Genomic DNA, 12765 nt, shown 5'->3' with positions numbered 1-12765 from the left:
TCCAGAAGGAGCCTCTGGCCTGGAAGAATCGTGTAGAACGTTATTCATCCAATGAGACTGGAGGAGTGCCCCGCATGGAGCCGGCAAACCGCTCGAAGCGCGTGACCATCACGGACGTGGCCCAGCACGCCGGCGTGTCCACGGCAGCCGTGTCCAAGGTCCTGCGCAACGCCTACGGGGTGAGCGCCGCCATGCAGGAGCGGGTCCGCGCCGCGATGGCCGAGCTGGACTACCGTCCGCACGCGGCGGCGCGGGGGATGCGAGGCCGGACCTACACGATAGGAGTCCTGCTGGACAACCTGCGCAACACCTTCTTCGCCGACATCATCGACGGCATCCAGGAGCAACTGCGCGACGGCGACTACACCCTGATGATCGGGGCCGCGGGTTTCGGCGCCGAGGCCCAGGGCCGCACCGTGCGGGCGATGGTGGACCGCCAGATGGACGGGCTGATCCTGATCGCCCCCGGGACGTCGCGCACCGAGGTCCTGGCCACCGCCGAGACGACGCCGACCGTGATCATCGGCCACCATGACGCCTCCGCCGTCCACGATTCCGTGGTGGACGCCGACGACCTGGGGGCCGGCCTGGTGGTGGACCACCTCGTGTCGCTCGGGCACCGCAGGATCGCCTTGCTGGCGGCCCCCGGCACCCGGGCGAGCCGGTGGAAGCGCACTCCGGAGATCGTCCTGACCGGCGGCTACTGGGAGGCGATGGAGCGTCACGGACTGGCGGACCGCGCCGAGGTGGTCCCCACGGACTACTCCGACGAGGGTGGCTACCGCGCAGGACTCCAGCTGCTGGGCGGCCCCCGTCCCCCGACGGCCGTCATGGCCGGTGCCGACGTGGCCGCGCTCGGTGTCTACCGGGCCGCCCACGAGCTGGGGCTGGACATCCCCGGCGACGTGTCGCTGGTCGGGTACAACAACACCGCCGTCGCCGCCCTCGCCCCCGTCCAGCTGACCAGCGTCGACCAGGCCGGGCACACCATGGGGTCCACCGCGGCGCGGATGCTGCTGGAACGCGTCGAAGGGCACCGGACCCGGGCCATGCAGACTTCCATGACCCCCCGTCTCGTCGTCCGCCGCAGCACCGGAGCGCCGAAGGCCGACTGAAGGGAAGCACGTCCGGTACGCGCGCGGCACGGTCGGCCGTGCCGCGCCCCGCCCGTCGGTTGAACGGTTTCAAAGCCTCCGGACGGGCAGGGCGTCACGCACCCCGGAGGCTGGAGCGCCGGACCACGATCTCGGGTTGGAACAGGACCTGCTGGTGCCGGTGCTCCGACGCGCCGTCACCGGTCTCCTCCAGCAGGAGCTCGGCCGCGGTCCGGCCCATCGTCTCCGCGGGCTGGCGCACCGAGGTCAGCGGCACCGCGGCCGCCGCCGCGAACTCGATGTCGTCGTACCCGACGATCGCGAGGTCCTCGGGTACCCGCAGGCCGGCGGCGTAGGCCGTCTGCAGGACGCCCAGGGCCAGCAGGTCGTTGGCGCAGAACACGGCGGTCGGCCTGGGCGTCAGCCCGAGGAGGCGCGCACCGGCGTCCCGGCCCGCCTCGACGTCGAGGCGGTCGACCCGGACGTCGACCAGGGACTCCCGCCCGTGCCCCGCCAGGGCCGCCGCTCCCAGGGCTCCCTCGCGCCGGTCGCGCACCTGCTGCAGCGGATGGCCGCCTCCCACGTAGGCGATCAGGCGGTGCCCGCCCTCCAGCAGGTGCCGGACGGCCATCGCGCCACCCGCGACGTCGTCCACCGCCACCGAGCAGGCCTCGGTGCCCGGCAGCACGCGGTCCACGAGGACGAACGGGACGTTGTTGCGGCGCAGCACCGCTGTCGCCGCCGCCGTGGCGTCCGTCGGTGTGAGGAGCACGCCGCGCACCCGCTGTTCGGCGAAGAGCGACAGGTAGTCGGCCTCGTCGGCGGGGCTCTGGGCGCTGTTGCAGACCATCACGCCCAGGCCTGCCGCGCGGGCGGCCTGCTCGGCCCCCCTGGCCACCGAGACGAAGAAGGGGTTGCCCAGGTCGAGGACCAGCAGCCCCATGATCCGGCTGTGGCCGGCCCTGAGCTGGCGGGCGGATTCGCTGCGGACGTAGCCGAGCTGGTCGATGGCGCCCTGGACGCGGCGGCGGGTGTCCTCCCCGACCATGTCCGGGCGGTTGATCACGTTCGACACCGTGCCGACGGACACCCCGGCGAGCCGCGCCACGTCCTTGATGCCAGCCGTACCACCCATGTGCTCCCCCGTACGGGCCGTTGAAAAGATTCACCGGCCCCTGGGGCGGTGTGGAACCCAAGTTACGCCAGCTCGTTTCGTCACACCAGTTCCGCCTTGACGAGGAACGGGATCCGGCTTACCGTCCTCTTGAAACGATTCAACTGCTTCAAGGGGTGCCCGTGTCCGAGCCGTCGGCAGTGAAGGATGCGCTGAGGAACCAGCGCATCGAGACCCCCTCGTGGGGCTACGGAAACTCGGGAACGCGGTTCAAGGTGTTCGCCCAGCCGGGCGTGCCCCGCGACCCGTACGAGAAGCTCGCGGACGCCGCCCGGGTGCACGCCGCCACCGGCGTGGCCCCCAAGGTCTCCCTGCACATCCCCTGGGACCGCGTCGAGGACTACGGCAGGCTCGCCGCCCACGCCGGGAGCCTCGGGCTGGAGCTCGGCGCGATCAACGCCAACGTCTTCCAGGACGACGACTACAAGCTCGGCTCGGTCACCAACCCGGACCCGCGGGTGCGGCGCAAGGCCGTCGACCACCTGCTGGAGTGCGTCGACATCATGGACGCCACCGGCTCGCGCGACCTCAAGCTGTGGTTCTCCGACGGCACCAACTACCCCGGCCAGGACGACGTCGCCGCCCGCCAGGACCGCCTGGCCCAGGCCCTCGGCGAGGTGTACGCACGGCTCGGCGACGACCAGCGGATCCTGCTGGAGTACAAGCTCTTCGAGCCCGCCTTCTACACGATGGACGTCCCCGACTGGGGCACCGCCTTCGCCCACTGTCTGCGGCTCGGGCCGAAGGCCCAGGTCGTCGTCGACACCGGGCACCACGCGCCGGGCACCAACATCGAGTTCATCGTCGCCTTCCTGCTCCGCGAGGGGAAGCTCGGCGGCTTCGACTTCAACTCCCGCTTCTACGCCGACGACGACCTGATGGCCGGTGCGGCCGATCCGTTCCAGCTGTTCCGGATCATGCACGAGGTCGTCAGGAACGGCGGCCTGGACGAGCAGGCCGGCGTCGCGTTCATGCTCGACCAGTGCCACAACATCGAGGCGAAGATCCCGGCCGTCATCCGCTCGGTGATGAACGTCCAGGAGGCCACCGCCAAGGCCCTGTTGGTCGACGCGGACGCGCTCGGCGCCGCCCAGCGCGGCGGCGACGTGCTGGCGGCGAACGCCGTCCTGATGGACGCCTTCGCCACCGACGTCCGCCCCCTCCTGCGCGAGGTCCGCGAGGAGCAGGGCCTGAACGCCGACCCGCTCGCCGCCTACCGGGCCACCGGCTGGGCCGAGCGGACCGCCGCCGAACGGGTCGGCGGCGAACAGGCCGGCTGGGGAGCCTGACCCGCTCCCCGGCCCATCGTCCCGCGGGCCGGCCGGACTCCGGCGCACACCACCGGCCGGCCCGCGTACCCCGCCGGCGCCACCCCACGGATCGACCAGGAAGACCTCCCACCATGGCTCTGCACCCCGAAGTCGCCGCCCTGCTGGCGCGCTCCAACCGACTCGGCTCCGACCCGCGCAACACCAACTACGCCGGCGGCAACACCTCCGCCCAGGGCACGGACACCGACCCCGCCACCGGCCGGCCCGTCGAACTGCTCTGGGTGAAGGGCTCCGGCGGCGACCTGGGCACCCTGACCGAGAGCGGCCTGGCCGCGCTGCGCCTGGACCGGCTGCGCTCCCTCGTCGACGTCTACCCCGGCGTCGAGCGCGAGGACGAGATGGTCGCCGCGTTCGACTACTGCCTGCACGGACGCGGCGGCGCGGCGCCGTCCATCGACACCGCCATGCACGGCCTGGTGGACGCCGCCCACGTCGACCACCTGCACCCGGACTCCGGCATCGCGCTGGCCACCGCCGCCGACGGCGAGAAGCTGACCGCCGAGTGCTTCGGCGACACCGTGCTGTGGGTGCCCTGGCGCCGCCCCGGCTTCCAGCTCGGGCTGGACATCGCCGCCGTCAAGGCGGCCAACCCGCAGGCCGTCGGCTGCGTCCTCGGCGGCCACGGCATCACCGCCTGGGGCGCCACCAGCGAGGAGTGCGAGGCCAACGCGCTGCACATCATCCGCACCGCCGAGGCCTTCCTCGCCGAGCGGGGCAAGGCCCAGCCGTTCGGCCCCGCGCTGGACGGCTACGGGCCGTTGCCCGAGGCCGAGCGGCGCGAGCGGGCCGCGGCCCTCGCCCCGGTCGTCCGCGGCCTGGCCTCCACCGACGCCCGCCAGGTCGGCCACTTCACCGACACCGCCCCGGTGCTGGACTTCCTCGCCCACGCCGAGCACCCCCGCCTGGCCGCCCTCGGCACCTCCTGCCCGGACCACTTCCTGCGCACCAAGGTCCGCCCGCTGGTCCTCGACCTGCCCGCCGCCGCGCCCCTGGACGAGGCCGTGGCCCGCCTGAAGGAACTCCACGCCGAGTACCGCCGGGACTACCGGGCCTACTACGACCGGCACGCCACCGCCGACTCGCCCGCCATCCGCGGCGCGGACCCGGCGATCGTCCTCGTCCCGGGCGTGGGCATGTTCTCCTTCGGCAAGGACAAGCAGACCGCCCGCGTCGCCGGCGAGTTCTACCTCAACGCGATCAACGTCATGCGCGGTGCCGAGTCCGTCTCCTCCTACGCCCCCATCGAGGAGAGCGAGAAGTTCCGCATCGAGTACTGGTCGCTGGAGGAGGCCAAGCTCCGGCGGATGCCCGGGCCCAAGCCGCTCGCGGCCCGCGTTGCCCTGGTCACCGGCGCCGGCTCCGGCATCGGCAAGGCCATCGCCCACCGGCTGGCCGCCGAGGGCGCCTGCGTCGTGATCGCCGATCTGAACGGCGACAACGCCGCCGCCGTCGCCCGGGAGCTCGGCGGCCCCGACCGGGCCGTCGCCGTCACCGCGAACGTCACCGACGAGGAGCAGATCGCGGCGGCGTTCAAGGCCGCGGCCCTGGCCTTCGGCGGTGTCGACCTGGTCGTCAACAACGCCGGCATCTCCATCTCCAAGCCGCTGCTGGAGACCACCGCCAAGGACTGGGACCTCCAGCACGACATCATGGCGCGGGGCTCCTTCCTCGTCTCCCGCGAGGCCGCCCGCACCATGATCGAGCAGAACCTGGACGGCGACATCGTCTACATCGCCTCCAAGAACGCCGTCTTCGCCGGCCCCAACAACATCGCCTACTCGGCGACCAAGGCCGACCAGGCCCACCAGGTCCGCCTGCTCGCCGCCGAACTCGGCGAGCACGGCATCCGCGTCAACGGCGTCAACCCCGACGGCGTCGTCCGCGGCTCCGGCATCTTCGCCGCCGGCTGGGGAGCCCAGCGCGCCGCCACCTACGGCATCGAGGAGAACGAGCTCGGCGAGTTCTACGCCCAGCGCACCCTCCTCAAGCGCGAGGTCCTTCCCGAGCACGTCGCAGGCGCCGTCTTCGCCCTCACCGGCGGCGACCTCACCCACACCACGGGTCTGCACGTCCCCGTGGACGCCGGCGTCGCCGCAGCCTTCCTGCGCTGATCACTCCCCCGAGCCGCTCCGGGGCCCCCGCCGCGAACGCTCCGTCAGGCGGGACGAGGGTGGCGGCCGGTGCGCACCACCGGCCGTCCAGGGCCGGGCCGACGGATCTCGGCGGATCGACGCGCGAGGTCGGGCGCCCGTCCGGGCGCAAGATCCGCCGGACCGGCCCTGGGCCCCGGAGCCTGGAGCGACCGGCGGTCGCTCCAAGGCGTGGCCGCGCCGACGCAGTCGCGGCCACGCCGACCGACCCCTTCACCCCCACCGCACCACCGAGGACCACCCTGTCGTGAAACCCATCTCCTCCACCCCGCCCACGGCCTTCGCGGCGGCGGACCTCGGCGCAACCAGCGGCAGGGTCGTCATCGGCCGGGTCGGCCGTGACACCCTCGACCTCACCGAGGTCCACCGGTTCGACAACACCCCGGCGCAGCTGCCCGACGGCCTCCACTGGAACGTCCTCGGCCTCTACCAGGGGATTCTCGACGGACTGCGCGAAGCCGCCCGGACGGTCGACGTCGCCTCCGTCGGCATCGACGGCTGGGCCGTCGACTACGGCCTGCTCGACGGCGACGGCGCCCTCGTCGCCACGCCCTTCCACTACCGCGACACGCGCACCGGCCCCGCCGTCGCAGAGGTCTGGAACCGCATCCAGGCCAGGGACCTCTACCGCATCACCGGCCTGCAGCACCTCCCCTTCAACACGATCTTCCAGCTCGCGGCCGAGAAGCAGCTCGACCGCGCCCGGAACATCCTGCTCATCCCCGACCTCATCACCCACTGGCTCACCGGCAGCACCGGGACGGAGGCCACCAACGCCTCCACCACCGGCCTCTACGACGCCCGGACCGGCACCTGGTCGAAGCCGGTCCTGAGCGCCCTCGGCCTCGACGCCGCACTGCTGCCCCCGCTGCGGCGGCCCGGTGACCATTCCGGCACCCTCCTGCCGCACGTCGCGGCCGCCACCGGCCTGCCCGAGGGCACACCGGTCACCGCCGTCGCCTCCCACGACACCGCGTCCGCGGTGGCCGCCGTCCCCGCCACCACCGCCGCCTTCGCCTACATCTCGTGCGGCACCTGGTCGCTGGCCGGCCTCGAACTGGAACGCCCCGTCCTCACCGACGCCTCCCGGGCCGCCAACTTCACCAACGAACTCGGCATCGACAACACCACCCGCTACCTGCGCAACATCATGGGCCTGTGGCTGCTCAGCGAGAGTCAGCGCGCCTGGCAGGCCCGAGGGCTGCCGCACCGGCTGCCCCACCTCCTCGACCAGGCCGCCGGATCCCGCCCCTTCGCCGCCCTCGTCAACCCCGACGCCCCCGAGTTCCTCGCCCCGGGCGACATCCCGGCCCGCATCGCGGAACACTGTGCCCGTACCGGCCAGAACCCGCCCGCGGACCAGGGGGCCACCGTGCGCTGCATCCTGGAGAGCCTCGCCCTCGCCCACCGGCACACCCTGCGCCAGGCCGCGGCCCTGACGGGGCGCGACATCCGCGTCGTCCATCTGGTCGGCGGCGGCAGCCGCAACGAACTGCTCTGCCAGTTCACCGCCGACGCCACCGGCCTGCCCGTCGTCGCGGGCCCCACCGAGGCCACCGCCCTGGGCAACGTCCTCGTCCAGGCCCGCGCCCACGGCCTGGTCGACGACCGCGCGGCCATGCGCCGCCTGATCGCCCGCACCCAGCAGCTGCGCCGTTACACACCGGGCGGCGATACGAGAGCCTGGGACTCCGCTGCCGCGCGCATCGGCCTGTCCTGACCCGAGAGCGAGGACCGATGAACCACCCGCCCCACCGCTCCGCCCGCGCGGACGGCCCGATGCGAGTCGCGCTGTTCGTCACCTGCGTCAACGACGCGCTCTACCCCGGCACCGGCCGTGCCGTGGTCACCCTGCTCGACCGGCTCGGCGTGGAGGTCGACTTCCCGGCCGCGCAGACCTGCTGCGGGCAACCGCAGTACAACACCGGCTACCGGCGCGAGACCGAGCCGCTGGTGCTGCGCAGTGCCCGCGCGTTCGAGGGCTACGACCACGTCGTCACGCCGTCGGGTTCGTGCGCGGCGATGATCCGGGACAACTACCCGCGGATCGGCGCCAAGGCGCTGGCGGAGGGGCGCGGCAGCGAGTTGGCGGACGCCGCCGCCTCGCTCGCCGCCCGGACGTTCGAACTCACCGAGTTCCTGGTGGACGTACTGGGGGTGACGGACGTGGGGGCGTACTTCCCGCACACGGTGACCTACCACCCGTCCTGTCACGGGCTGCGGATGCTGGGTCTGGGGGAGCGGCCGCGCAGGCTGCTGGAAGCGGTGAAGGGGCTGGAACTGCGGGAGCTGCCGGGGGCCGAGGAGTGCTGCGGCTTCGGTGGCACCTTCGCGGTGAAGAACCCGGACGTGTCGGCGGCGATGGGGGCCGACAAGGTCCGGGGCGCCCTGTCCACCGGTGCGGGGGTGCTGTGCGGGGCGGACAACTCGTGCCTGCTGCACCTGGACGGCACCCTGCGCCGCCGCGGCGCCGCGATGCGGACGGTGCACCTGGCCGAGATCCTGGCCTCGACCGAGACGGAGGCCTTCGCATGAGCGGCACCTACCTGGGCATGCCCGCCTTCCCGAAGGCCGCCAAGGCCTCCACGAAGAACGAGAGGCTGCGCGCGAACCTGACCCGCGCCACGCACACCATCCGCGACAAGCGGGCCGCCGCGGTGGGCGAGCTCGACGACTGGGCCCAGCTGCGACAGGCGGGCAAGGAGATCAAGGACAACACCCTCGCCCGGCTGGACCACTACCTACTGCAGGCGGAGGCCGCGGTGCAGGCGGCCGGCGGCACCGTGCACTGGGCGGTGGACGCGGCCGAGGCGAACCGGATCGTCGCCGACCTGGTCCACGCGAAGGGCGAGCGCGAGGTGGTGAAGGTCAAGTCGATGGCGACGCAGGAGATCGGGCTGAACGAGGCGCTGGCCGCCGAGGGCATCACCGCCTACGAGACCGACCTCGCCGAGCTGATCGTGCAGCTGGGCGACGACCTGCCCTCGCACATCCTGGTGCCCGCGATCCACCGGGGCCGCGGCGAGATCCGGGACATCTTCACGGAGGCGATGGGCCGCTGGGGCCGCCCCGCCCCCGACGGCCTGACCGACAACCCGGCCGATCTCGCCGAGGCCGCCCGGCTGCACCTGCGGGAGAAGTTCCTGCGCGCCAAGGTCGCGGTCTCCGGCGCGAACTTCCTCATCGCCGAGACGGGCACCCTGGTCGTCGTCGAGTCGGAGGGCAACGGCCGGATGTGCCTGACCCTGCCCGAGACCCTGATCTCCGTGGTCGGCATCGAGAAGGTCATCCCGACCTGGCGCGACCTGGAGGTCTTCCTCCAGCTGCTGCCCCGCTCCTCCACCGCCGAGCGGATGAACCCGTACACCTCCACCTGGACCGGCACCACCGACCGTGACGGCCCGCAGGAGTTCCACCTGGTCCTGCTCGACAACGGCCGCACCGCGACGCTGGCGGACGAGGTCGGCCGCCAGGCGCTGCGCTGCATCCGCTGCTCCGCCTGCCTGAACGTGTGCCCGGTCTACGAGCGGGCCGGCGGCCACGCCTACGGCTCGCCCTACCCCGGCCCGATCGGCGCGATCCTCACCCCGCAGCTGCGCGGCCTGCAGAGCGAGGTGGACGCCTCGCTGCCGTACGCGTCCACGCTCTGCGGGGCCTGCTACGAGGTCTGCCCGGTTGCGATCGACATCCCGGAGGTGCTCGTCCACCTGCGCGAGCAGGTCGCCGAGCAGGGGGCGGGCCACCGCGTCGAGCGGGCCGCGATGAAGGCCGCGACCTGGCTGCTGGACCACCCCGCCGCGCTGACCGCCGCCGAACGCGCCGCCACCAGGACCCGTGCTCTGCACCCGAGGCGGCTTCCCCTGCCGGGGCCGGCGAAGGCCTGGTCCGACACCCGCGACCTGCCCGCCCTGCCCGCCGAATCCTTCCGCGACTGGTGGAAGAAGAACCGCAAGGACGGAAGCCGATGACCACCGCCCGCGACACCGTCCTGGCCCGCATCCGTGCGGCGCTCACCGACGTCCCCGCCCACGCCGCGTCCGGCCCCGCCGGGACCGCCCACACCGGGACCGGCACCGCCGCGCGCGACTACCTGCCGGCGCACGTGCCCGACGACCCGGCGGCCCTGCGGGACCTCCTGGCCGAGAACCTCGCCGACTACCGGGCGCACGTCCACCGCACCACCGCCGGCGCCCTGCCGGCCCTGCTCGCCCGCCTGCTCGACGACCGGGGCACCCGCGTCCTCGTCACCCCGCCCGACCTTCCGGCCGACTGGCTCGCCCTGGCGACCGTCCAGCAGCTGCCCGACGACGGCAGCCTCACCGCGCACGCCCTGGAGAGCGTCGACAGCGTGATCACCGGCTGCGCCCTCGCCATCGCCGAGACCGGCACGATCGTCCTCGACACCGGCCCCGGCCAGGGCCGCCGGCTGCTCACCCTCGTCCCGGACCACCACATCTGCGTCGTCCGCGCCGACCAGGTCCTCGCCTCCGTGCCGCAGGCCCTCCCGCTGCTCGACCCGGCCCGCCCGCAGACCTGGATCTCCGGTCCCTCCGCCACCAGCGACATCGAACTCGACCGTGTCGAGGGCGTGCACGGCCCCCGCACCCTGGAGGTCTGCATCCTCGACTGAGGGCGCCTCCCGCGACGCGGCCCCGGGCGGGGGAGCGCTGCCGTCGTGTGCGGGGAGGTGCGCCGCGCGCGAGACTGGGAAGGCGGGCGGGCCCACACTGCTGTTGGTCCGTCCGTCTCCGAGAGCGGGTGGTGAGAGGCGTGAGAGATCCCCTCGGACACGAGGCGCTGCTTCTGCTGGAGGGCGACGAGGTGCTCGGCCTGACCGGGGAGGCCGCGCGGTTGCTCGGCGGGTCCGCGCGGCGTGTCCGGGCAGCCGGAATGCCGGAACTCCTGGATCCGTGGCCGGGCCCGCCGACGGAGGGCGAGGGCCGCACGTGGCGGGCCCGTGTCCTGTCGACGTCCGAGGAAGTGCGCTGTCGCATGGCGGCTCTCGACGAGTCCGAGCCCGCCAAGGCCGTCCTCCAGCTGGTGCCGGAGCGGAAGGCCGAACACCTGGAACAGGACGAAGCCCTGTTGCGGGCGTTGTTCTCGCAGGCGAAGTTCGGCCTGGCGGTGCACGACAGGGACCTGAACGTGACCCGGGTGAGTCTCGACGCCGAGTTCCGGGCTCCCCGTGACGGGTCGATGGTCGAGCCCTCCGGAGGGCGCCCGCTCACGGAGACGCTGGTGGCACAGGACGCCGCCGTGATCGAGGGGCTGCTGCGCGGGGTCATGGAGACCGGCGAGACGCTGGTGGAGCTGACACGGCGGGCGCGGCGCTCCGACCAGCCGCTGACCGACCGCTTCGTCTCGCTGTCGGCGATCCCGCTGACAGGTGCCGAGGGCCGTCCCTGCGGAGTGGTGGCGACCTTCACGGACGTCACCGCGGAACACCGGGAGAAGGGGAGGCGACTACTTGTCGGTGACGCGGCCCGCCGGATCGGCACCGATCTGGACCCCGTCCGGTGTTCGCAGGAACTCGTCGACGTCCTGGTGCCGGCCTTCGCGGACGCGGCTGCCGTCGATCTGGCCGAGGCCGTCCTGCTGGGCGAGGAGCCCGGGGAGTCGCCGATCCGGCGTACGGCCCGCAGCGGCGGCGAGCGCCGGCTGCTCCCGGCGACCGGGGGCCACGACCGGGCGACGACGCAGGTCGAGCTACGGGCCCGTGGCCAGCTGCTCGGCCGGCTCCTGCTGGGCCGGTCGCCGGACCGCTGGGCGTTCGATTCCTTCGACGAGGGCACGGCGGAGGAGATCGCCTCCCGTACGGCGCTGAGCATCGACAACGCCCGACGTTTCGTCCGCGAGCGGCGCAGCGCCGAGCTGCTCCGCCGGAGTCTCCTGCCGTCCGAGCCGCAGGAGATCACCGCGGCGGACATCGCGCTGCTCCATGCAGAGGTCGGTGCGGGCGGCGCCGACTCCGGGGCCTGGGTGGACGTCGTCCCGCTCTCGTCGGCCAGGGTGGCCTTCGTCGCCGGCCGGGCCACCGGACGCGGCATCGCCGCCGCGGCCGCCGCCGGACGGCTGCGGACGGCGATCCGGACGCTGTCCGACCTCGATCTCGCTCCCGAGGAACTACTGACCCACGTCGACGAACTGGTACGACGTCTGCCGCCCGCCCAGGAGTCCGGTGGGGAATCCGATGCGATGCCGGAAGGCGCGGGTGAGGTGGGTGCGACCTGCCTGTACGCCGTGTACGACCCGGTCGCCGGCCTCTGTGCCACGGCGACGGCGGGCCACGACGCCGCTCGGCTGATCGCACCCGAGGGAGGCGAACCGGCCCCGATCGCCCTGAAACCGGGACCGCCCCTCGGCCAGGGGAGCATGCCGTTCGAGACGGTGGAGTCGGCTCTCGCGCCGGGCAGTGTCCTCGTTCTCTCGGCCGGCGGCCCGATCCGATCGGAGGGCGCGGCCTCCCGGATCCGATCGGAGGGCGCGGACTCGTCCGTCGGGCGGATCACCGGTGATCCGGGAACGGCCGACCTGTTGCGCGGGGCCCTCGACGACGGGTGGGCGAGGGGAGTGGCCTTGGCCGTCCGGGTGAGGAGGCTTTCCCCCGGAGCCACCGCGGACTGGCAGTTCCCGGCGGACCCGTCCGTCGTCGCGCAGGCCCGCAAGGCCGTGGCGGACACCCTGCTGGAGTGGGGGCTCCAGCACCTGGCCTTCGTCACCGAGCTCGTCGTGAGCGAGCTGGTGACCAACGCCGTCCGCTACGCCGGTGGCCCGGTCGGGCTGCGCCTGATCAGGGACCGCTCCCTGATCTGTGAGGTGTCCGACCCGAGTCAGACCCAGCCCCACCTGCGTCACGCCCGCCTGACGGACGAGGGCGGGCGCGGGCTGTTCCTGGTGCACCAGCTGACCGAGCAGTGGGGGAGCAGGTACACGGCCTCGGGAAAGACGATCTGGACCGTGCAGAGTCTCGACGGCTCCACGTCGTGAGGTCGTCCCGTGGCCGTGCCGTCCGGATC

At 73.2% G+C, this 12765-nt stretch carries 9 protein-coding genes; 8 read left to right on the top strand and 1 reads right to left on the bottom strand.

The features are described 5' to 3' along the window. Window positions 1-74 precede the first annotated feature (74 nt). On the top strand, window positions 75-1115 hold the full coding sequence (locus ACFTWP_RS08440) for a LacI family DNA-binding transcriptional regulator (RefSeq protein ID WP_380263472.1): 1041 nt from the start codon (window positions 75-77) through the stop codon (window positions 1113-1115). 94 nt (window positions 1116-1209) lie between these two features. Here ACFTWP_RS08440 and ACFTWP_RS08435 read toward each other — a convergent pair whose 3' ends face one another. Continuing rightward, window positions 1210-2229: a LacI family DNA-binding transcriptional regulator gene (locus tag ACFTWP_RS08435; protein ID WP_380263471.1), complete on the bottom strand. Its 1020-nt coding sequence runs from the start codon at window positions 2227-2229 to the stop codon at window positions 1210-1212. A 161-nt stretch (window positions 2230-2390) separates the two neighbouring features. On the opposite strand from ACFTWP_RS08435, the gene rhaI reads away from it, so the two are divergent. From rhaI to ACFTWP_RS08400, 7 genes are all read left to right on the top strand, one after another. Further along, window positions 2391-3557, top strand: a complete 1167-nt coding sequence (rhaI, locus tag ACFTWP_RS08430) for an L-rhamnose isomerase (protein WP_380263470.1) — start codon at window positions 2391-2393, stop codon at window positions 3555-3557. A 113-nt stretch (window positions 3558-3670) separates the two neighbouring features. After that, the gene (locus ACFTWP_RS08425) at window positions 3671-5710 is read left to right on the top strand and encodes a bifunctional aldolase/short-chain dehydrogenase (RefSeq protein WP_380263469.1); all 2040 of its coding nucleotides are present in this window, start codon (window positions 3671-3673) and stop codon (window positions 5708-5710) included. A 286-nt stretch (window positions 5711-5996) separates the two neighbouring features. Further along, the gene (locus tag ACFTWP_RS08420; RefSeq protein ID WP_380263468.1) at window positions 5997-7469 is read left to right on the top strand and encodes a rhamnulokinase family protein; all 1473 of its coding nucleotides are present in this window, start codon (window positions 5997-5999) and stop codon (window positions 7467-7469) included. A gap of 59 nt (window positions 7470-7528) precedes the next feature. Then, the gene (locus tag ACFTWP_RS08415) at window positions 7529-8284 is read left to right on the top strand and encodes a (Fe-S)-binding protein (RefSeq protein WP_380263561.1); all 756 of its coding nucleotides are present in this window, start codon (window positions 7529-7531) and stop codon (window positions 8282-8284) included. Continuing rightward, window positions 8281-9717 carry a lactate utilization protein B gene (locus ACFTWP_RS08410; RefSeq protein WP_380263467.1) on the top strand — a complete coding sequence of 479 codons (1437 nt, stop codon included), beginning with the start codon at window positions 8281-8283 and terminating at the stop codon, window positions 9715-9717. Before ACFTWP_RS08415 ends, ACFTWP_RS08410 begins: the two co-directional genes overlap by 4 nt. After that, window positions 9714-10379, top strand: coding sequence for a lactate utilization protein C (locus tag ACFTWP_RS08405; RefSeq protein ID WP_380263466.1), 666 nt, complete (start codon window positions 9714-9716; stop codon window positions 10377-10379). The genes ACFTWP_RS08410 and ACFTWP_RS08405 overlap by 4 nt, the downstream gene beginning before the upstream one ends. 140 nt (window positions 10380-10519) lie before the next feature. Then, window positions 10520-12736 (top strand): SpoIIE family protein phosphatase, encoded by a 2217-nt coding sequence (locus tag ACFTWP_RS08400; protein ID WP_380263465.1) that lies wholly within the window; start codon window positions 10520-10522, stop codon window positions 12734-12736. Window positions 12737-12765 lie beyond the last annotated feature (29 nt).

This window comes from Kitasatospora sp. NPDC057015 (assembly GCF_042673745.1).
GTDB lineage: Bacteria > Actinomycetota > Actinomycetes > Streptomycetales > Streptomycetaceae > Kitasatospora.
Note: the sequence above shows the minus strand (reverse complement) of the source record. Positions and strands in the feature narration are given on the sequence as shown.